Here is a 19,719-nt window from a genome sequence, read left to right on the forward strand (position 1 = left end):
GGCTCAATGGGGGTAATGAATCCAGTCCTGCCAGTCGATGCCGGTGACACCCACCGGCTGCAGGCGCACACGCCAGCGTTCGACCTGCTGTTGCAACTGGCGCGGCGGTACACCGGCCCAGCTTTCCTCGGCGGGCAGCTGCGGCTCGACGCTCTGCGCCAGGCGGAAGTGCAGGGCCGGCCAGCGCTGGGCGATCTGCTCGGCCAGCTCGGCGCTACGCTCGGCATTGCGCGTGTAGATCATCAGGCTGACCTGCTGCACGCCGCGCTGCGGCAGGGCGCAGGGCACGCAGGTCTGCCCGGCGGCCGGCTCGGCGAACCAGCGATGGTGGCTGGACAGCTCCAGCGGCCAGGGATTGAGGCTGGCCACTGCGGCCAGGGTGTCGAGCCAGTCCTGCAGGCGGCTGTCCGGTACTGGCCAGCCCAGCTGCTCGACTTCCAGATCCAGGTGCAGGGCATCGAACGGCAGGCCTTGCAGCTGACCGAGCAGATCGAGCAGGCCCTGGCGTCCGGCCGGCTCGATCCAGGCCGGGTCACCGAGCAACAGGCCGACCTGCAGACCCTGACCGTGGGCCTCGTCGAGGCTGCTCTGCAGGCGCTGGCGCAGGGCCGGGATATCCGCCACCTGGGCGGCGGACAGGCCGATATAGATGCGCTGCATGCCGGCCCGGCGCAGGTCACGCAGCTCGGTGCGGCGACTGGAGGCCTGCAGCAGGCGACGGCTGTCCCACACATAGGTGCCCTGGCTCCACTCGCCGGTGCTGGCGGCCGCCAGGCTCCAGCGCTCGCGGCTATCACCGAGCAGGCCAGCCAACGCACCGTCGTCCTCGACGAACAGGCGCAGCGCCGCCTCGCGCAACCAGGCCGCGTGCCAGGCAGCAATCAGGCGCAGGCCGGCGCCGTACTGCTCCAGCTCGGCGGCCAACTCGCCCTGCACGCCACGCTCCAGCTCGGCGTCGCGGCGCAGGCCCTGTTCGTGGCGCGCCTGTTCGGCCGTACTCAGCTCTTCGCGGGCACTCGCCAACTCGTCCATGGCCGTGCGCTGGGCACGCAAAGCCTGGCCGAGGCCGAGCAGCAGTTGCTCGCGCTCGGCCTCCAGGCGCGCCAGGGCGGCCTGATGGCGGGCCTCACCCTCGCGACCGCGGGCGCGGCCGTAGTTGAGCAGGTCGAAGGGCGCGCTCAGGTTGATGCTGGCCACCAGGCCGTCACCGGGCTTGTCCGCACCGCTGCGATCTTCATAGCTCTGCGCCAGGCTGAAGCTGGAGTCCACCGCGGAATACCAGGGCGACTGGCGATTGCGCTCGGCCTGGCGCAGCTCGTCCTGGCGCTCGCGCAAGCGCGGGTGGCCGTCCAGTGCCTGCTGCCAGGCCGTGAGCGGGCGCACCTGCGGCGCCAGCGGCTCGGCCTCGGCCTGCTGCCGGGCGTCGATGGCCTGGCCAGCAATGCCGGCAAGCGCGCCACGGGTCTCTTCCACCAGTTCCGGGGCACGCTGGCAACGGCGCTCCAGCACCTGCCACTGCCCCTGCTGCAGGCGCGCCTCGGAGGCCAGCAGCCAGCCTGCGCGCTGGCGCCGCTGCAGCTGCGCGCGGGCCTCGCGGGCGGCCGGCAGCAGGTCGCCGCACCAGCGCTGTTCCTGCTCGGCGCGCCACCAGTCGGCATAGGCGCTGCGCAGGGCCAGGCGCTGCTCGGCGCGGCGCAGCAGGTCGCGGGCCTGCTGGCGCTGCTGTTCCAGCTCGACCGCCTCGACCGCCTGCACCTGGCGGCGCAGGCTGCCGAGCAGCGGGTGGCGCACACCAAGGGCCAGGTCACGGCCGTAGTAGTCGTCGCGCACGTCCTCGGTGACCAGTTCGCGGTAGTGGCCGGTGCTGGCCGAGGAGTACCACTGCCAGCCGGACTCGGCCTCGCGCTGCTCGCGCTGGGCCTCCAGGGCGTCCTGCTCGGCACGCCCGGCGCGGGCCACGGCACCGTCGTCGAGACCGGCCAGCAGGCTCTGCAGCGGCAGCGGTTCGGCCCGTGCCAGGCCGGCGGCCAGCAGCAGGCCGATCAGGGAAAGGGTACGCAGCATCTAGAACCTCTTGGCCTTCTTCAGCACCCACCAGGGCGCCATGCTGCTCTCCTCGTGGCCGCGGCGCAGCGCCTCGTTGAGCATCGCCACGGCACTCCAGCAGCGCATCACCAGCATGAACAGGGGGAATAGGAACACGATAGGCAATAAGCGCAGATCCTGGCGCGGCCGCTCGGAAACCATGGCCAGCATGGCCAGGTACATCAGCAGGGTCGTGCCCAGGTACACCAGGTAGATCAGCCCGCTCAGCGCCAGGTAGTTGGCCAGCGGCAGGACGAACACGCCGGCCACCAGGTAGCCGAAGATGATGAAGGGCAGCACCAGCTGGAAGAAGAAGCCGCTGACCAGGGTCATCAGGAAATTCGGCCAGCCGAGCAGGCGCGGATTGAAGCTGTGGCGGTGCTTGCGGATGTACAGGAAGTACAGGTCGCCGTCCCAGCGCAGGCGCTGCATGAGGAACTGCTTGAAGGTGGTTGGCGCGTCGGTGTGGCCGATGGCACGCGGCTCGAAGGGGATGCGCAGGGGCTGGCGGCCGAAGTAGTTCTTGATCCGCAGGGTGATGTCGAGATCCTCGGCGGTGTGGGTGTCCCAGCCGCCGATCTTGTCGAGGAAACTGCGGCGGAAGGCGCCGAAGGCCCCGGATACGTTATTGACCAGGTTCCACTCGCTGAGGCCGATCTTAGCCATGTGGATCGACAGCAGGTACTCCAGGCCCTGCATGGCCGCGGTCAGCGAGGCTTTCCAGTTGCGCACCCGCAGGCTGCCGGCCACGGCCGGTACACTGGGATCGGCGAAGTGGCGAACGATGTTGACCACCATGTCGTTGTCGAACGAGGTGTCGCCGTCCAGGGCCATGACGATCTCGCCGGTGCAGTGGGCCAGGCCGGAGTTCAGCGACGACACCCGGCCGCCGCGCTGCCACTTGGCAATCGGCCGTAGCAGGCGCCGCGGGTAGAGCACGCGGTCGACGCGGAAATCGCGCACCGCCTGCATGGTCGGCTTGTTCACCGCGGCACCGTCGACCACCGGGATCATCTCGATGTCGCCCTCATAGGTCTGCTCGCACAGACTGCGCAGGGTGCTCTGCACATCCAGCCCTTCGCTGTAGCAGGTGATGATGCAGGACACCCGCGGCCGGTAGCCGTTGCCCGGCGGCAGCTCGAAAGGCTTGCGCACGAACCAGCGCAGCACGCCGAGCAGCACCAGCAGGTTGAGCGGCACTTCCAGCAGCAGGAAGGCCGGCAGCAGGGTGACCAGCAGGCGCACCAGGCCGTCGCTCTTGCCGAGCTCGGCGAACAGCTGCAGCCACTGCTGGACGACGGCTTCCATCGGCTCAGGCCAGCAGGCCGCCCAGGCGGGCGAGGAGCAGCGCGGCGTCTTCCTGCTCGACCAGTTCCTCGGGGGCGACGAAGCCGACCTGGCGCATCTCGACATGCGTGTCGGTATCGGCAGCCAGGCGTTCACTACCCTTGGCCAGACGCTTCTTCACCACCTCGAGGCCGGCCGCATCGGTGTGCGGCATCAGCAGCCACAACACTTCCTCGCTCAATCGGCAGCAGCGGTCGGTCTCGCGCACCGCTTCCTGCAGGCGCTCGACCAGGCCGTCGATCAGTGCATGGCCACGCATCTCGCCGAGGTGTTCGAGAGTTTCCAGCAGGTTGACGAAACGTACCCCGAGCAGGGCGAAAGGCGGTGTCTTGTGTCGCCGCACCAGCTGCAGCTGCCACTCCAGCAGCTCGTGGAAGCTACGCTGCGACAGCAGGTTGAGGCGGCCGAACTGGTCGCTTTCGGCCGGGCTGGTGTTGAAGCCCTGGCGGCAGCGCAGGCGCCCGGCCTCGGCCAGGCGGAAGTGGCGTACCTCGCGCACGCGCAGCTTGTCCGGCGCATGGTGCTCGCCACAGTCGAGGCAGCGCGCCTCCACCGCGGCATCGACGAAGAACGCCTGGCAGCTGCGGCAGCGATAGTTCTCCAGCGGCCGGTCGTAGTCGCTGCCGATGTGGCGCAGGCGGCTCAGGCAGTTGGGGCAGAGCAGCAGGCCGTCCTTGAGGAAGTGCTCCTGGGCGCCGACGTGCCCGCAAGTGAAGCAGTGCAGCGACGGCTGGCGGGAGATGTCCAGGGCCTGGCACTCGGGGCACACGTCGACATAGTTGAGCCGACCGGAACCGCAGTCGGTGCACAGGCGCAGGCGGTCGAGCAGCGCGCCCTCCTCCAGCCAGCCATGCTGCAGCATCAGCTGCAGCCAGGAGAAATCATTGATCGTCTCGCCGTCGCTGAGCACTTCCAGCAACGGGTAGCGGTAGTGCTGAGCCACGCTGGCATCGCGCACCGCGTGCACGTCGCCGCGCGAGCGCAGCCACAGCCAGGCCAGCACCCGTGCCTCGAAACGCTCCGGAGCCACGCCGCGGTTGAACAGGGTGAAACGCTCCTGCCACAGGCGCCACAGCGGTGTGATGGCGCCGAGGTCGGCCGGCGGGCGGCCGTCGCCGAGGGCCTCGCACCAGCTGTCCTGATCCTGGCAGCAGTAGATCAGGGCGAAGCGATAGTGCCGTTCCAGACGCAGGCTGCGCAGCAGCTGGCCGGCAGAAATGCCAGGCAGGTCGATCAGCAGCACGTCGTAGGCGGGAGCTGCCAGCAGGCTGGCCAGGTCGGCAAAACGATCCGGCTCGAGGCCATGAAAACGCGAAAAGGCAGCGCCCAGGACGGCGACTCGGGGCGTGGTGGTCGGCATGCGTGCAACTCGGAGATCGGCAGAGGCGGCTAAACCGCCGCCAGACAATGTCCAAATTTAGCATGGCGCCGGTTTAATGACGATTTTTCTGACGCCTTGTTCAGTTAGTGACGCAGTCGACACGAAACCGACACAGATTCACTCCAGCACCACTGCCGCCATCGGTACGTGCAAACGCTGCAGCAGGGCCTGCACCGCGTCGCGCGCGCCCTCGGTGACATAGCCGCTCTCCAGCGCGAGGATCTGGTACACGCCGCGGCGCATCAGCTCCTCGCTGAGGTCGCCGGGGTTGCTGCGGATGGTGCAGAGAAAGCGCACCCAGGAGGTGAGGATGATCCAGCTGTTGAGCACCAGCGCCTCGATCTGCTGATCGTTCATGGCCAGGATGTCGGCAGCGGCGAAACCGCGGTAGATATCGCCGGCGGCCTGCAGGCAGCGATGGGCGAAGGCCTGGTAGCGGGCGGCCAGTTCGGCGTCGCTTTCCAGCAGGTGTTCGAGGTCGCGGTGGAGGAAGCGGTAGTGCCACATGGCCGCCAGCAATGCCTCCAGGTAGAAGGTCTTGTCGTCCACCGTCAGCGCGCGGCCGGCGGGCGGGCGCAGGAACACGGCGACGCGGTCTTCGTACTGGGCGAACAACTCGGCGATGATCGCCTGCTTGTTGCGGAAGTGGTAATACAGGTTGCCCGGCGAAATGCCCAGGTGCGCGGCGATGTGGTTGGTGGTGACGCTGCGCTCGCCCTGGGCGTTGAACAGCTCCAGGCTGGCTTCAACGATACGGGCGCGGGTGTTGATCTTCGGGGCCATGGTTCGGCTCGGCAAGGCAAAGTGGCAAAAGTACGGCAAAGCGCCGCGCCTGACGACCGTCGGCGCGCCGATTTGACAGTTTAGAGCAATTACTCTAAAAATCGCAGCTACCCAACCTCCATTGTCTCCAGGGAGACTCCGCCATGGTCGCCGACATCGCCTACCTGCAGCAGGCTCAGCAGCAGATCAACCAACTGCAGCCCCTGCTGGCCAGCCAGCGCAACGCCTTTCGCAGCAACCCGATGCCCAGCGCCGAGCAGCGCCGCGCCTGGCTCAAGGCCCTGCGCGAGCTGATCCTGAGCGAGAAGCAGGCGCTGGTCGCCGCCGTCTCCAGCGACTTCAGCAACCGTGCCGAGAGCGAGACCCTGCTGGCCGAGATCATGCCCAGCCTGCACGGCATCGACTACGCCAGCAAAAACCTGAAGAAGTGGATGAAGCCCTCGCGCCGCGCGGTCGGCGTGGCCTTCCAGCCGGCCTCGGCCAAGGTGATCTACCAGCCGCTGGGCGTGGTCGGCATCATCGTGCCGTGGAACTACCCGCTGTTCCTCGCCTTCGGCCCACTGCTCGGCGCCCTGGCCGCCGGCAACCGGGTGATGATCAAGATGAGCGAGTCGACCCCGGCCACTTCGCTGCTGGTCAAGCAGCTGCTGGCCAAGGTCTTCCCCGAGGATCTGGTGGCCGTGGTGCTGGGCGAGGCCGACGTCGGCCAGGCCTTCTCCCAGTTGCCGTTCGACCACCTGCTGTTCACCGGTGCCACCAGCATCGGTCGCCATGTGATGCGCGCCGCCGCCGACAACCTGGTGCCGGTGACCCTGGAGCTGGGCGGCAAGTCGCCGGCCATCGTCAGCCACGACGTGCCGCTGGCCGACGCCGCCGAGCGCATCGCCTTCGGCAAGACCATGAACGCCGGGCAGACCTGCGTGGCGCCGGACTATGTGCTGGTGCCGCAGGAGCGGGTGGAGGACTTCGTGGCCGCCTACCGCGCCGCGGTGCAGCGCTTCTTCCCGCAGCTGACCGACAACCCGGACTACACGGCGATCGTCAACGAGCGCCAGCTCAGCCGCCTCAAGGGCTATATCAGCGACGCCGAAAGCAAGGGCGCGCGCATCGTCCCGCTGTTCCCCCAGGATCAGGGCCGGCGCATGGCCCACAGCCTGGTGCTGGAGGTGAACGACGAGATGAAGCTGATGCAGGACGAGATCTTCGGCCCGCTGCTGCCGATCGTGCCCTACCAGCGCATCGAAGAAGCCTTCAGCTACATCAATGACCGCCCGCGGCCGCTGGCCCTGTACTACTTCGGCTACGACAAGGGCGAGCAGCAGCGCGTACTGCACGAGACCCATTCCGGTGGTGTGTGCCTCAACGACACCCTGCTGCATGTGGCCCAGGACGATATGCCGTTCGGCGGCATCGGCCCTTCCGGCATGGGTCACTATCATGGTCATGAGGGCTTCCTGACCTTCAGCAAGGCCAAGGGCGTGTTCATCAAGCAGCGCTTCAACGCTGCCAAGGTCATCTACCCGCCGTATGGCACCGGCCTGCAGAAGCTGATCCAGAAGCTGTTCATTCGCTAAGGCGCGAGGCCATAACCACAATGAGCGATACCTCACTCACCGCGCCGCCGCTGTCGCGGCGCAACCTGCTCAAGGTCGGCCTGGTCGGCTCGGCCCTGCTCGCCACTGCTGGCGTCACCGCCAGCCTCAGCGGCTGCTCCAGCGCCACCACGGCCGCCGGCTTCCAGGTGCTGCGCGACAGCGACCTGCCCTTTCTGCGCGCATTGATCCCGGTAATGCTGGCCGGCGCGGTAGGCAGCGACGCCATGGCGACGGCCACCCACAGCACGCTCAAGGGCATCGACCACAATCTGCATCACCTGTCGCCGGAGCTGCTCAAGCTCACCCAGCAGCTGTTCGACGTGCTCGCCATGGCCGTCAGCCGCGGCCCGCTGACCGGCATCTGGGGCAGCTGGGACAACGCCGATGCTGCTGCCATCGGCAACTTCCTCAGCCGCTGGCAGAACAGCTCGCTGAGCCTGCTGCGCATGGGCCATGCCTCGCTGCTGCAGCTGGTGATGATGGGCTGGTATGCGCAACCCGAGTCCTGGGCCCACTGCGGCTACCCGGGGCCGCCCCAGTACGTCCTGTAAGCCCGCGCACGCTCCCATAACAAGAGAATCGACATGCCCGTACCTGATGTATTCCGTGACGGCCTGGCCCGCGGCTGGACAACCTACGACGGCTCGCGCCTGGACAAAGACCTGCTGCTGGAAGCCGACGTGGCCATCGTCGGCAGCGGCGCCGGCGGTGGCACCACGGCGGAGATCCTCAGCGCCGCCGGCCTGCGCGTGCTGCTGATCGAGGAAGGCCCGCTGAAGACCAGCAGCGACTTCAAGATGCAGGAGGCCGACGCCTACCCGCAGCTGTACCAGGAAGGCATCGGCCGCATGAGCAAGGACGGCGCCATCACCATCATGCAGGGCCGTGCCGTGGGTGGCACCACCCTGGTCAACTGGACGTCCAGCTTCCGCACCCCGGAGCCGACCCTGCAGCACTGGGCCGAGGCACACGACGTCAAGGGCCACAGCGTCGCCGAGATGGCCCCCTGGTTCGAACAGATGGAACAGCGTCTGGGCGTCGCGCCCTGGGCCATGCCGCCCAACGCCAACAATCAGGTGATCCAGGACGGCTGTACGCAGCTCGGCTACAGCTGGCACGTGATCCCGCGCAACGTGCGCGGCTGCTGGAACCTCGGCTACTGCGGCATGGGCTGCCCGGTCAACGCCAAGCAGTCGATGCTGGTCACCACCATTCCGGCCACCCTCGACAAGGGCGGCGCCCTGCTCTACCTGGCCCGCGCCGAACGTCTGCTGCTGGATGGCGAGCGGGTGGTCGGCCTGGAGTGCCTGGGCATGGACGAGCGCAGCGTGGCGCCCAATGGCCGGCGCATCATGGTCAAGGCACGCCACTACGTGCTGGCTGGCGGCGGCATCAACACCCCGGCCCTACTGCTGCGCTCCCAGGCCCCCGACCCGCACGAGCGGGTCGGCAAGCGCACCTTCCTGCACCTGGTGAACTTCTCCGCGGCGCAGTTCGACAAGGTCATCAACCCCTTCTATGGTGCGCCGCAGTCGGTGTACTCCGACCACTTCCAGTGGCAGGACGGCGCCACCGGACAGATGTCCTACAAGCTCGAAGTGCCGCCGCTGCAACCGGCCCTGGCCGCCACCATGCTCGGCCGCTACGGGGTCGACAATGCTCTGCGCATGGAGCAGCTGCCGCACACCAACGTGATGCTGGCGCTGATGCGCGACGGCTTCCACCCGGACAGCGCCGAGGGCACGGTGGAGCTGCGCGGCGACGGCACGCCGGTGCTCGACTACCGGATGACCGACTACACCTGGGCCGGCATCCGCCGGGCCTTCCACAGCATGGCCGAGATCCAGTTCGCCGCTGGCGCCAAGGCCGTGCTGCCGCTGCACGCCGATGCCGACTACGTGAAGACCCCGGCCGAAGCCAAGGCACTGATCGACCGCCTGAACCTGGAGCTGTACCGCACCCGCCTGGGCAGCGCCCACGTGATGGGCGGCTGCGCCATGGGCGAAGACCCGACCCGCGCGGTAACCGACAGCCTGGGCCGCCACCACCAGCTGGAGAACCTGTCGATCCACGACGGCTCGCTGTTCCCCACCAGCATCGGCGCCAACCCACAGCTGTCGATCTACGGCCTCACCGCCAAGCTCGCCAGCCTGCTGGCACAGCGCCTCAAGGCCTGAGGTCGCAGCCATGAGCAAGCTGATCGCGCTGCTGTTGCTGGTCGCCGGCATCATCCACCTGCTGCCGCTGTCGGGCGTGCTCGGCGGGGCGCGGCTCAGCGCGCTGTACCAGCTGCCGCTCGACGAGCCCAACCTGCAGCTGCTGATGCGCCACCGCGCCGTGCTGTTCGGCCTGCTCGGCACCTTGCTGGTGGCCGCCGCGTTCATTCCGGGGCTGCGCAATCTGGCCCTGCTCGGCGGCCTGCTCAGCGTCGTCAGCTTTCTCCTGCTAGCCTGGAGCGCACCGCTCTACAACGAGGCTTTGCGCCGTGTGGTGATAGCCGACTGGGTGGCCCTGGGCTGCCTGCTGCTGGCCACGGTGCTGCACCTGCGTACGGCCTGAGGCTTTTCCCGCGGGGAAGCGCTGCGCTACCATCCGCGACTCTTACCGCTCCGAGCAGGACGAGACGATGAATCGAGTGTTGTACCCAGGCACCTTCGACCCCATCACCAAGGGCCATGGCGACCTGATCGAGCGCGCTGCGCGCCTGTTCGACACCGTGATCATTGCGGTGGCTGCCAGCCCCAAGAAAAACCCGCTGTTCTCCCTGGAACAACGGGTCGAGCTGGCCCGGGAAGTCACCAAACATCTGCCGAACGTCGAAGTGGTGGGCTTCTCCACCCTGCTCGCGCACTTCGTCAAGGAACAGAACGCCAACGTGTTCCTGCGCGGCCTGCGCGCGGTGTCCGACTTCGAATACGAGTTCCAGCTGGCCAACATGAACCGCCAACTGGCGCCGGACGTGGAGAGCATGTTCCTCACCCCGTCGGAAAAGTACTCCTTCATTTCCTCGACCCTGGTGCGCGAAATAGCGGCCCTGGGTGGTGACATCAGCAAGTTCGTCCACCCCGCCGTGGCCGAGGCCCTGGCTCAGCGTTTCCCGCGCTGAGCCCCGAAGGGGGCTCCGCGCATGGCGCCCACGGCGCCAATCCGGCACAATTCCCCCATCGATTGCTGAAAGTGTCATGGCCGTAGCCATGGCAGGAGTTGTTCCATGTCCCTGAAAATCACCGACGACTGCATCAACTGCGACGTCTGCGAACCCGAGTGCCCCAACGCCGCGATTTCCCAGGGCGAGGAGATCTATGTGATCGACCCCAACCTGTGCACCGAGTGCGTCGGCCACTACGACGAGCCGCAGTGCCAGCAGGTCTGCCCGGTGGACTGCATCCCTCTCGACGAGGCCCATGTCGAGAGCAAGGACGAGCTGATGCAGAAGTACCTGGCGCTCACCGGCAAAAAAGCCTGAGTACACCTCGCCCCATCCCCGGCTACCCCCTCCTGAGCGAACTCCGCTAGGCTGTTGCTCCATCGCGCAGCCTGACGATCACCCGCATGCTCAGAAAAGCCCTTGCCGCCTGCCTGCTGCTGGCCTGCGCCCTGCAGCTCCAAGCTGCCGCGCTCAAGCCCGACCAGGCAGCCGTCGCCACCGCCCACCCGGCCGCCACCGTGGCCGGCCTGGAAACCCTGGCCCTGGGCGGTAACGCCTTCGATGCCGCCGTCGCCATCAGCGCCGCCCTGGCCGTGGCCGAGCCCTATGGCTCGGGCCTCGGCGGTGGCGGTTTCTTTCTCCTGCGCCAGGCCGGCGAACAACCCACCTACCGCTTTCTCGACGCCCGCGAGCGCGCGCCGCTAGCGGCCAGCGCCGACCTCTACCGGCGCGACGGCCAGGTGCAGCCTGAGCTGTCGCTGAACGGCCCGCTGGCCGCCGCCATTCCCGGCCTGCCGGCGGCCCTGGTGGTGCTGGCCGAACGTTACGGCAAGCTGCCGCTGATCGACTCGCTGACCCCCGCCATCCGCCTGGCCCGCGACGGCGTCGGCATCGACAAGGTCTACCGCGAACGCGCGCAATGGCGCCTGGAGGCCCTGCGCGCCGATCCGGCCAGCGCCGCCATCTTCCTCGAACAGGGCAACGTGCCTGGCGAATTCGGCCTGCTGCGCCAGCCACAGCTGGCGCGCACTCTGGAGCGCCTGGGGCGCGACGGCCATGCCGGTTTCTATGCTGGCGAGACGGCGCAGCTGCTGCTGGATGGCGTGCGCCGTGCCGGCGGCATCTGGAGCGCCCGCGACCTGCGCGAATACCAAGTGGTAGAGCGCCAGCCGCTGCGTTTTGCCCTGGCCGACGGCCGTGAGCTGATCAGTGCACCGCCACCCTCGGCCGGTGGCGTGGCCCTGGCGCAGAGCCTGGGCATGCTGCAGCAACTGCCCTGGCAGCAGGCCGGCGAGCTGCAGCGCAGCCACTATGTGATCGAGGTGCTGCGCCGCGCCTACCGCGACCGCGGCCTGCTCGGCGACCCGGACAGCCTGCGCAATCCGCTGCCGCAGCTGCTCGCCCCGACCTACCTGCAGGGCCTGGCCAAGGGCATCGAGCTGCAGAACGCCACCCCCAGCGCCAGCCTGCCGCCGGCACCGGCCTGGCGCGAGGGCGACCACACCACCCACTTCACCGTGCTCGACCGCGACGGCAATGCGGTGGCCGCCACCCTGTCGATCAACCTGCCGTTCGGCGCCGCCTTCACCGTGCCCGGCACCGGCGTGGTGCTCAACAACGAGATGGACGACTTCGCTGCCGACCCGCAGGGCAGCAACGTCTACGGCCTGGCCGGCAGCCAGGCCAACGCCATCGCGCCGGGCAAGCGCCCGCTGTCCTCGATGAGCCCGACCTTTATCGAAAGCCCGGCGGAGCTGGCCTCCTTCGGCACGCCCGGTGGCAGCCGCATTCCCAGCATGGTGCTGCTGGCGATCCTCGACTACCTGGACGGCAAGCCGGTGGCGCAGTGGCCGGCCACTGCGCGCTACCACCAACAGTACCTGCCGGATGTGGTGGAGTACGAACCGGGCGCCTTCACCGCGAGCCAGATCGGCGCCCTGGAAATGCGCGGCTACCGGCTGCAGCCAGTCGACCGCCGCTACGGCAACCAGCAGGTGCTGCGGTGGCGCAAGCAGGACGGCACGGTGGAAGCCGCCAGCGACCCGCGTGGCGTGGGCCGCGCCGAGCTGCTGGGGCCGCTGCCGTAAGCGGCGGTCACTCGACGACGATCAGCGGCGTATTCTCCATCGCCACCTGGCGCAGGCCATACAACGGCCCCTGCTCCTCGGCCAGCAACAGGACATTGCGCAGGCTCTGGAAAATGCGCCCGACGTAGCCCAGATCGTTCATCAGCGAGCTGGTCTGCAGGCCGTCCAGCTGGCCCTGGCGCACCATGGCGAACAGGCGCTCGCGATAGGTTCGGTCGAACTCCGCCGCCTCGTCGTCGAGCAGATGCAGGCGTGCGCTCCAGGCCTCGTCACTCAGCTCGGTACGCGCCAGCTCATGCAGGTCGTGCAGCAACGCCAGCAGGTGTCCGCGCAGCTCGACATAGGCACCGCGCACGGTGGAAGGCGGCTGGCGCAGCTGCTGGCCGAGGTTCTTCTGCAGGTGCTTGGCGTCCTTGACCGCATCCACTAGTTGCAGGGCGGCCAACTGGGCGGCCAGCCAGAACTGCCGGTGCGCCTCGTCCAGCGGCAACTCCAGGCGGCCCATGAAGCTCAGCAGGTCGCCGTACACGCCCTTGATATGGCGCTGGTACAGCGCCTCGGCGTCGAGGGCGCGGGCATCCGGCGCGGCGCGCAGCAGGGCTTCGTCGACACGGGCCTGAGCCAGCTGCGCTACCGGCAGGTACAGGGCGTGGCAGATCACCTCCAAGCTCAGGCGGCCGAGGTGTCGCAGCTCCTGCATCACCGCACTGGCAGCCGCATCCACCGAGTCCAGTGCCTGTTCGCTGAGGTAGCGCGCGCGGGTGAGCGGTGGCTCCTGCGGGCCCGGTGTGGCCAGTTCGGTGATCAGCACCTGCGGCTCCACCGACTCCGGCAGCCAGCGCACCAGCAACTGCGCCAGACGCCCCTGCCAGGGCCAGAACAGCAGCACGCCGAAGGCATTGAACAGGCTGTGGAACAGTGCCAGCTGGATCAGGCTGTTGTCGCCAAAACCCGCCAGCCCGGCCAGCCACAGCACCAGCCCGGTGAAGGGCGCCAGCAGGACGAAGGCCAGCAGCGCAGTAACCACATTGAACAGCACGTGGGCCAGGGCCAGGCGCTGGCCACTGCGGTTGCCGCCAAGCGAGCCGACCACCGCCGTACTGACGCTGCTGCCGACGTTGGAACCGATGGCTATGGCCAGGCTCTGGCCCAGCTCCAGCTGGCCGCCAGCCAGGGCGGCAAGGGTCAGCATCAGGGTGGCATGACTGGACTGCAGCACCACGGTGCCCACCAGGCCGATGGCGCTGAACAGCAGCTGCCCGCTGAGGCCTTCGACCTGGTAAGCGCCCATGTCCAGCTCGCCACCGAAGCTGGCGAAGCCTTCCTTGATCTGGTCGATGCCGAGGAAGATGAAGGCGATGCCCAGCACGATGCGCCCGGCCGCCTTGCTCTTCGCCCCGTTGAAGCCGGCCAGCACGCCGAGTACCAGCAGCGGCAGGGCCAGCGGACTGAGACTGAGGTTCTGCCCGGCCATGGCCAGCAGCCAGATGCCACTGGTGGCGCCAAGGTTGGCGCCGAACAGGATGGCGATGCCGCCGGCCAGCTGGATCAGCCCGGTGCTGATGAAGGCGATGGTCAACAACGACACCAGGGTGCTCGACTGCAGCAGCATGGTGCCGCCAATGCCGAACAGCATGGCCTTGCCCGGGGTCGCCGTGCTGCGCCCGAGCAGCTGTTCCAGTTTGCTCCCCGCCAGCTGGCGCAGGCCTTCTTCCAGGCACTGCATGCCGAACAGGAACAGCGCCAGGCCGGCACACAGCTGCAGCCAGCCGGCGCTGGCCCAGAACGACCAGGCCAGCGCGGCGACCAGCAGTACCAGCAGGATCGCACGTCCGTAGAGTTTCACCCGCACACCTCCCGCTCCACCCTGCCGCCAATACTAGTCGCGGAAACGAAAAAGCCCCCGGCACTCGCATGCCGGGGGCTTGTTCCTGCAGGGCTGAAAATCAGTCCTTCTTGTAGCCGCTCTCGGTGCAACCCAGGCAGCGCACGAAGGCGGACATGCCCGGCTCGATCACCAGCGCCTGACCGGCTTCCTTGACGTTGCCGCCAGCGGCGCTGAACGGCAGGCTGATCAGGAACAGGCCGGCGCCGATAATGGTGCCGGCGATCAGCAGCGGGCGGGCGATGATCAGGTCACCAGCCATGGCATAGCCGGCAGGAGCCTCGACGGTGTAGACGGGGTCGCCGCTGGTGTTCTGCTGCACCACTTCCGCCTGCGCAGGCAGTGCCAGCAGGCCAGTGGTCAGAGCCAAGACAGCGGCGGTGGTACGAAACAGATTCATGGCGCGATCCTTCATTGTGTAGTTATGGCAGAACGATACGGCTAACTATAACAGCGCTCGCGTAAATGTCAGCGTGAACGCCGTCAATCGCCGTGGTATGCGAATTGTGGCTTTTTCGGTACGTAAGGCCGGAAGAATGCCAGCAGCGTGCGCAGATCCGCTTCGGCATCGCCGCTCGGCTGCAACGGCTGGCCGATCACCACGCGGCGGTTCCCGTAGTCCAGGGCCGCCGGCACGATCGGCACGCCGGCGCCCAGGGCGATATGGTAGAAGCCCATCTTCCAGCGCTCCACCTTCTTGCGCGTGCCTTCCGGCGACAGCACCAGGATGAACTCGCGGTTGCCCCGAAAGCCCTGGATCGCCTGTTCCACCATGTTCAGGCGCAAGTGGCGCTGGATCGGGATGCCGCCCCAACTGCGCAGCAGCGCGCCGAACGGCCAGATGAAGATGCTGTGCTTGCCGAACCAGCGGGCATTCAGGCGCAGCACGAACTTCAGCGCGATGAACAGCACGAAGTCCCAGTTGGAGGTGTGGTGGGCGCCGATGGCGACGAACTTGTCGAGGGCCGGGAGCTGGCCCTCGATGCGCCAGCCCATGAGTTTCAGAGCGGTACGCCCGACCCATTCGGCGAACGGGTTGGGCGGCAGGTAATTGCCGTACATCGTGGTTCCTAGTGCTTGTTCTTATTCTGGGGGACTTGCGATCAGGCGCGCAGCGGCCTCAGCGCTGGCATTTCGGGCAGTACACGCTGGCGCGCTGGCCCAGCTTCACTTCGCGCAGGGTGCTGCCGCAGCTCTTGCAGAACTCGCCACCGCGCCCGTAGGCGAACAGCTCCTGCTGGAAGTAGCCCGGCTGGCCATCGCCGCCGACGAAGTCGCGCAGGGTGGTGCCGCCACGCTCGATGGCATGGGCGAGGATGCGCTTGATCTCCAGCGCCAGCGCCACATAGCGCGCCCGCGAGATGGAGCCGGCTTCGCGGCGCGGATCGATGCCGGCGGCGAACAGCGCCTCGGTCGCGTAGATGTTGCCCACCCCGACCACCACCGCGTTGTCCATGATGAACGGCTTGACCGCCATCGAGCGGCTCCGCGACTGCTGGTACAGGCGCTCGCCGTCGAAGGCCTCGGTCAGCGGCTCCGGGCCGAGCTTGCTGAGCAGCTCGTGGTTGAGCGGGTCGCTGCTCCACAGCAGCGCGCCGAAGCGCCGCGGATCGGTGTAGCGCAGCGCCATGCCCGACTCCAGCTCGATGTCGACATGCTCGTGCTTGGCCGCCGGGGTGCCCACCGGCACCAGGCGCAGGTTGCCGGACATGCCCAGGTGGCCGATCAGGGTGCCGCTCTCGGCCTTGATCAGCAGGTACTTGGCGCGTCGTTCGACGGCCTCGATGCGCTGCCCGGACAGGCGCACATCGAGGTCTTCGGGAATCGGCCAGCGCAGCCGGCGTTCGCGCACCAGCACGCGGCTGACACGCTGACCGACGAGGTAGGGGGCGATCCCCCGGCAGGTGGTTTCGACTTCAGGTAATTCGGGCATTCACGCACTCGCGGGGTACAACTGAGCGGAGTGCCACCCTAGCAGGAAAGCTACAGGGCCGGGAGATCCGCTCAGAGCCTGTTTACGATCTTCTGAATTAGAGCCAGACAAGGCAAAAACAGGCGAGGGAGCGGAGTTTACAGTTGTAAATGAGCATCCCAAGCCTGTTTTTAACATCGTATGGCCGCGAGTCAGGAGATCGTAAACAGGCTCTCAGCCGGCACCCAGGTCGTGGATGCTCTCCTTGAGCGTCTGGAAGTCGTACTCGGTGAGGCCGACGTACTCCAGCACGTGCTGCTGGATGCTGTCCCACTCGTGGTCTTCGTCCTGATTGCCCAGCACCCGATAGCTGCCACAGATGTGCTCGGCCATCTTGAGGATCGCCATCAGGGTTTTCAGCTGGGCATCGCGGCCGGTGTCGTCCTCGAAGAACGACAGCGCGTTGTGGTGGTTGGCAATCGCCTCGCACAGGTGCAGCGGCAGGTTCCACGACTTGGCGGTGAAATAGCCGACCACCGCATGGTTGGTGTTGAGCAGGCGGTTCTCGGTGTCCACCACGCGGCGCTCGCTGCTGGCGTTGTAGTACGCCTCCTCCAGCACCGTCATGTAGTCGGGGAAGCGCTTGAGCATCAGCGGGATGCCGCAGTTGTGGAACAGGCCGAGGGTGTAGGCCTCGTCCGGTGCCTGGTAGCCGATGCGCTTGGCCAGGGTCAGGCAGGTCATGGCCACGTCCTGGGCGGTGTCCCAGAAGCGGTTGAGGATGACGATGGTCTCGTCGCTCATCTCGCCCTTGATCGACTGCGCGTTGATCAGGTTGATCACCGAGTTGCAGCCCAGCAGGTTGACCGCCTGCTGGATCGAGGCGATGCGGTTGGACAGGCCGAAGAACGGCGAGTTGACGATCTTCAGCAGCGCGCCGGACAGGCCCGGATCCTGGCTGATCAGCTTGGCGATGGTCTTCAGATCCGGATTCGGCAGGAACTGCTCCATCTGCAGATCGACCATGATCTGTGGCTGCGGCGGTACGCTGATGCCCTGCAGCACCTGCTGGATCTGTTCGGCGGAAAGGTCGTGGGCCATGGGAGCGGCTACTGGAATTGAGAGACTGGGCACAGTTTAGCCAAAGCATTCCCGACTCCGCAGCCAACTTTTGTAACCACTGTGTTGCAGCCACTCACCCTTTCCCGCGCGAGCCCGAACGCTTCGACGCGGACGACCGCCCGCGCAACAATCCGGCGCCACTACCGGTGGCCTTCCAAGGCTATAATTCCGCTCTTTTTCGCGGAGTAGCCCCTGATGTCCCTGCCCAGCCTGCGCCTCAAAGCCAACGCCGATCGTCGCCTGCGCGCCGGCCACCTGTGGGTCTACAGCAACGAGATCGACGTGGCCGCCAGCCCGCTGCACGGCTTCCAGGCCGGCGACCAGGCCATCCTCGAAGCCGCCGGCGGCAAGCCGCTGGGCATAGTCGCGATGAGCCCGAACAACCTGATCTGCGCCCGCCTGCTGTCGCGTGACGTCAAGCACGTGCTGGACAAGTCGCTGCTGGTGCACCGCCTCAACGTCTGCCTGTCGCTGCGCGAGCGCCTGTTCGACAAGCCCTTCTACCGCCTGGTCTACGGCGATTCCGACCTGCTTCCCGGCCTGGTGGTCGACCGCTTCGGCGATCACCTGGTGGTGCAGCTGGCCTCGGCAGCCATGGAGCAGGCCAAGGACGCGGTGGTCGAGGCCCTGGTGCAGGTGCTCAAGCCGCGCGGCATCCTGTTCAAGAACGACTCCGCCGCGCGCGATGCCGAAGGCCTGGAGCGCTACGTCGACACCGCCTTCGGCCAGGTGCCGGACTGGGTCGATCTGGAAGAGAACGGCGTGAAGTTCCAAGCCCCGGTGCTGGACGGCCAGAAGACCGGCTGGTTCTACGACCACCGCATGAACCGCGCGCGCCTGGCGCCCTACGTCAAGGGCAAGCGCGTGCTCGACCTGTTCAGCTACATCGGTGGCTGGGGCGTGCAGGCCGCGGCCTTCGGCGCCGGTGAAGTGTTCTGCGTCGATGCCTCCGGCTTCGCCCTCGACGGCGTGGAGCGCAACGCCACCCTCAACGGCTTCGCCGAGAAGGTCACCTGCGTGGAAGGCGACGTATTCGCCGCCCTGCGGGAGCTGAAGTCCGCCGAAGAACGCTTCGACGTGATCGTGGCCGACCCGCCCGCCTTCATCAAGCGCAAGAAGGACATCAAGAACGGTGAGGCCGCCTACCGCCGCCTCAACGAAACGGCCATGCGCATGCTCAACAAGGACGGCATCCTGGTCAGCGCCAGCTGCTCCATGCACCTGGAGGAAGACCACCTGCAGAACATCCTGCTGACCAGCGCCCGCCACCTGGATCGCAACATCCAGCTGCTCGAGCGTGGCGCCCAGGGCCCGGATCACCCGGTGCACCCGGCCATCGCCGAGACCCGCTACATCAAGAGCCTGACGGTACGCCTGCTGCCCAACACCTGAGCCGGCCCCAGCACCGCCCGTGCAACGCGGGCGGCGCAATGGCAATACGCCACACCACCCGCAATTGTCCTTATACTGCGCGCCCGCCAAGCAGGCGGGAGACGGCGCACGCCCGGATTCGGGCCACAGCAGCCGCCCTACAAGAACAGAAACAGCAGCCAGACCATTGCGGAGATTCATCATGGGGAGCATCAACAAGATCATTGGCGCCAGCCTGGCGCTGGCCAGCCTCGGCCTCGCCGGCGCGCCCGTGCAGGCCGCCGACAATACCCAATGGGAAGGTTTCTACCTGGGTGCTGCCGCCGGTAACCGCGAGCAGAAGATCGACTGGGAACAGCGCGACATCAGCTTGCCGTTCTCGGGTTATCCCTCGATTGAACTGCAGGGCGTGGACGACTCGTCGAAAAGCGACAACGGCTACTTCGCCCTGTATGGCGGCTACAACTGGCTGCTGAGCGAGCGCGTACTGCTGGGCCTGGAGCTCAGCGCCGGCTATGCCGACAGCCAGTCGCAGAAATACGCCGTCGACTTCAGCGAAGGCCAGGGCTACCCAAGCGCGACCACCACCCGCATCCAGGCCGACTGGGATGCCAGCCTGCGAGGCCGCGCCGGCTACCTGATCACCCCGAGCCTGCTGGTCTATGGCGCCGCCGGTATCGCTGCCACCCGCCTGGAGTCGAGCACCACCTGCCCGAGCGACGGCTATGTCTGCAGCCCCTACTCCCCGGCCCGCCATGAAAGCCACGACGAAACCGTGTGGGGCTGGACGGCCGGCCTGGGTCTGGAAGCCAGCCTGAGCGAGCACCTGCTGGCCCGCGCCGAGTACCAGTACAGCGACTACGAAAGCACCTCGTTCGACACCATGAGCCAGGAAGACTACGAGGCCTTCGGGGTCAAGAGCGAAGTGGACAGCCGCAGCCAGACCCTGACCCTGGGCCTGGGCTACAAGTTCTGACCGGCGCCGGCGGGAGGCCCAGGCCGC

18 protein-coding genes are annotated in these 19,719 nt (G+C 67.3%); 9 read left to right on the forward strand and 9 right to left on the reverse strand.

Going from position 1 to position 19,719, the window contains the following annotated elements; translation table 11 throughout:
- Positions 1-3: 3 nt before the first annotated feature.
- The 4 genes from A9179_RS20695 to A9179_RS20710 form a co-directional block, all read right to left on the reverse strand.
- Positions 4-2,064 (reverse strand): TolC family protein, encoded by a 2,061-nt coding sequence (locus A9179_RS20695; protein WP_187808076.1) that lies wholly within the window; start codon positions 2,062-2,064, stop codon positions 4-6.
- On the reverse strand, positions 2,065-3,393 hold the full coding sequence (locus A9179_RS20700) for a glycosyltransferase family 2 protein (RefSeq protein WP_187808077.1): 1,329 nt from the start codon (positions 3,391-3,393) through the stop codon (positions 2,065-2,067).
- Between the two features lie 4 nt (positions 3,394-3,397).
- On the reverse strand, positions 3,398-4,792 hold the full coding sequence (locus A9179_RS20705) for a TackOD1 domain-containing metal-binding protein (RefSeq protein WP_187808078.1): 1,395 nt from the start codon (positions 4,790-4,792) through the stop codon (positions 3,398-3,400).
- A 138-nt stretch (positions 4,793-4,930) separates the two neighbouring features.
- Positions 4,931-5,596, reverse strand: coding sequence for a TetR/AcrR family transcriptional regulator (locus A9179_RS20710; protein WP_187808079.1), 666 nt, complete (start codon positions 5,594-5,596; stop codon positions 4,931-4,933).
- 143 nt (positions 5,597-5,739) lie between these two features.
- Here A9179_RS20710 and A9179_RS20715 point away from each other — a divergent pair, with 143 nt between their 5' ends.
- The 7 genes from A9179_RS20715 (at position 5,740) to ggt (ending at position 12,426) form a co-directional block, all read left to right on the forward strand.
- Positions 5,740-7,170, forward strand: coding sequence for a coniferyl aldehyde dehydrogenase (locus A9179_RS20715; RefSeq protein ID WP_187808080.1), 1,431 nt, complete (start codon positions 5,740-5,742; stop codon positions 7,168-7,170).
- Between the two features lie 20 nt (positions 7,171-7,190).
- Positions 7,191-7,742 (forward strand): twin-arginine translocation pathway signal protein, encoded by a 552-nt coding sequence (locus tag A9179_RS20720; RefSeq protein WP_187808081.1) that lies wholly within the window; start codon positions 7,191-7,193, stop codon positions 7,740-7,742.
- 33 nt (positions 7,743-7,775) lie between these two features.
- On the forward strand, positions 7,776-9,368 hold the full coding sequence (locus A9179_RS20725; RefSeq protein WP_187808082.1) for a GMC family oxidoreductase: 1,593 nt from the start codon (positions 7,776-7,778) through the stop codon (positions 9,366-9,368).
- Between the two features lie 10 nt (positions 9,369-9,378).
- Entirely contained in the window at positions 9,379-9,750 is a 372-nt protein-coding gene (locus A9179_RS20730) for a phosphopantetheine adenylyltransferase (RefSeq protein WP_187808083.1), read from the forward strand.
- Positions 9,751-9,817: 67 nt separating this feature from the next.
- Entirely contained in the window at positions 9,818-10,297 is a 480-nt protein-coding gene (gene coaD / locus A9179_RS20735) for a pantetheine-phosphate adenylyltransferase (RefSeq protein ID WP_187808084.1), read from the forward strand.
- Between the two features lie 105 nt (positions 10,298-10,402).
- On the forward strand, positions 10,403-10,657 hold the full coding sequence (locus tag A9179_RS20740) for a YfhL family 4Fe-4S dicluster ferredoxin (protein ID WP_187808085.1): 255 nt from the start codon (positions 10,403-10,405) through the stop codon (positions 10,655-10,657).
- 86 nt (positions 10,658-10,743) lie between these two features.
- A complete protein-coding gene (ggt, locus tag A9179_RS20745; RefSeq protein ID WP_187808086.1) occupies positions 10,744-12,426 on the forward strand; it encodes a gamma-glutamyltransferase in 1,683 nt (560 codons plus the stop codon).
- A gap of 7 nt (positions 12,427-12,433) precedes the next feature.
- Here ggt and A9179_RS20750 read toward each other — a convergent pair whose 3' ends face one another.
- The 5 genes from A9179_RS20750 to A9179_RS20770 all read right to left on the reverse strand — a co-directional run bounded on the left by A9179_RS20750 (position 12,434) and on the right by A9179_RS20770 (position 17,324).
- Positions 12,434-14,272, reverse strand: a complete 1,839-nt coding sequence (locus A9179_RS20750; RefSeq protein WP_187808087.1) for a Na/Pi cotransporter family protein — start codon at positions 14,270-14,272, stop codon at positions 12,434-12,436.
- Between the two features lie 100 nt (positions 14,273-14,372).
- Positions 14,373-14,711 (reverse strand): multidrug transporter, encoded by a 339-nt coding sequence (locus tag A9179_RS20755; RefSeq protein WP_187808088.1) that lies wholly within the window; start codon positions 14,709-14,711, stop codon positions 14,373-14,375.
- Between the two features lie 83 nt (positions 14,712-14,794).
- Complete coding sequence (locus A9179_RS20760) at positions 14,795-15,373, reverse strand: lysophospholipid acyltransferase family protein (RefSeq protein WP_187808089.1); 579 nt, start codon at positions 15,371-15,373, stop codon at positions 14,795-14,797.
- Positions 15,374-15,431: 58 nt separating this feature from the next.
- Positions 15,432-16,244 (reverse strand): bifunctional DNA-formamidopyrimidine glycosylase/DNA-(apurinic or apyrimidinic site) lyase, encoded by an 813-nt coding sequence (gene mutM, locus A9179_RS20765; protein ID WP_187808090.1) that lies wholly within the window; start codon positions 16,242-16,244, stop codon positions 15,432-15,434.
- 213 nt (positions 16,245-16,457) lie between these two features.
- Positions 16,458-17,324 (reverse strand): HDOD domain-containing protein, encoded by an 867-nt coding sequence (locus A9179_RS20770; RefSeq protein ID WP_187808091.1) that lies wholly within the window; start codon positions 17,322-17,324, stop codon positions 16,458-16,460.
- A 216-nt stretch (positions 17,325-17,540) separates the two neighbouring features.
- On the opposite strand from A9179_RS20770, the gene A9179_RS20775 reads away from it, so the two are divergent.
- Together A9179_RS20775 and A9179_RS20780 are read left to right on the forward strand one after the other, a co-directional pair.
- Positions 17,541-18,737 carry a class I SAM-dependent rRNA methyltransferase gene (locus A9179_RS20775; RefSeq protein ID WP_187808092.1) on the forward strand — a complete coding sequence of 399 codons (1,197 nt, stop codon included), beginning with the start codon at positions 17,541-17,543 and terminating at the stop codon, positions 18,735-18,737.
- 181 nt (positions 18,738-18,918) lie between these two features.
- On the forward strand, positions 18,919-19,692 hold the full coding sequence (locus A9179_RS20780; RefSeq protein ID WP_187808093.1) for an outer membrane protein: 774 nt from the start codon (positions 18,919-18,921) through the stop codon (positions 19,690-19,692).
- Positions 19,693-19,719 lie beyond the last annotated feature (27 nt).

Origin of the sequence: Pseudomonas alcaligenes (assembly GCF_014490745.1) — a bacterium.
In the GTDB taxonomy this organism is placed as follows: domain Bacteria; phylum Pseudomonadota; class Gammaproteobacteria; order Pseudomonadales; family Pseudomonadaceae; genus Aquipseudomonas; species Aquipseudomonas alcaligenes_C.

Coding starts and splice junctions, on each gene's coding strand:
- A9179_RS20695 (WP_187808076.1), bottom strand. CDS start 2,064: ATGCTGCGTACCCTTTCCCTGATCGGCCTGCTGCTGGCCGCCGGCCTG.
- A9179_RS20700 (WP_187808077.1), bottom strand. CDS start 3,393: ATGGAAGCCGTCGTCCAGCAGTGGCTGCAGCTGTTCGCCGAGCTCGGC.
- A9179_RS20705 (WP_187808078.1), bottom strand. CDS start 4,792: ATGCCGACCACCACGCCCCGAGTCGCCGTCCTGGGCGCTGCCTTTTCG.
- A9179_RS20710 (WP_187808079.1), bottom strand. CDS start 5,596: ATGGCCCCGAAGATCAACACCCGCGCCCGTATCGTTGAAGCCAGCCTG.
- A9179_RS20715 (WP_187808080.1), top strand. CDS start 5,740: ATGGTCGCCGACATCGCCTACCTGCAGCAGGCTCAGCAGCAGATCAAC.
- A9179_RS20720 (WP_187808081.1), top strand. CDS start 7,191: ATGAGCGATACCTCACTCACCGCGCCGCCGCTGTCGCGGCGCAACCTG.
- A9179_RS20725 (WP_187808082.1), top strand. CDS start 7,776: ATGCCCGTACCTGATGTATTCCGTGACGGCCTGGCCCGCGGCTGGACA.
- A9179_RS20730 (WP_187808083.1), top strand. CDS start 9,379: ATGAGCAAGCTGATCGCGCTGCTGTTGCTGGTCGCCGGCATCATCCAC.
- coaD (WP_187808084.1), top strand. CDS start 9,818: ATGAATCGAGTGTTGTACCCAGGCACCTTCGACCCCATCACCAAGGGC.
- A9179_RS20740 (WP_187808085.1), top strand. CDS start 10,403: ATGTCCCTGAAAATCACCGACGACTGCATCAACTGCGACGTCTGCGAA.
- ggt (WP_187808086.1), top strand. CDS start 10,744: ATGCTCAGAAAAGCCCTTGCCGCCTGCCTGCTGCTGGCCTGCGCCCTG.
- A9179_RS20755 (WP_187808088.1), bottom strand. CDS start 14,711: ATGAATCTGTTTCGTACCACCGCCGCTGTCTTGGCTCTGACCACTGGC.
- A9179_RS20760 (WP_187808089.1), bottom strand. CDS start 15,373: ATGTACGGCAATTACCTGCCGCCCAACCCGTTCGCCGAATGGGTCGGG.
- mutM (WP_187808090.1), bottom strand. CDS start 16,244: ATGCCCGAATTACCTGAAGTCGAAACCACCTGCCGGGGGATCGCCCCC.
- A9179_RS20770 (WP_187808091.1), bottom strand. CDS start 17,324: ATGGCCCACGACCTTTCCGCCGAACAGATCCAGCAGGTGCTGCAGGGC.
- A9179_RS20775 (WP_187808092.1), top strand. CDS start 17,541: ATGTCCCTGCCCAGCCTGCGCCTCAAAGCCAACGCCGATCGTCGCCTG.
- A9179_RS20780 (WP_187808093.1), top strand. CDS start 18,919: ATGGGGAGCATCAACAAGATCATTGGCGCCAGCCTGGCGCTGGCCAGC.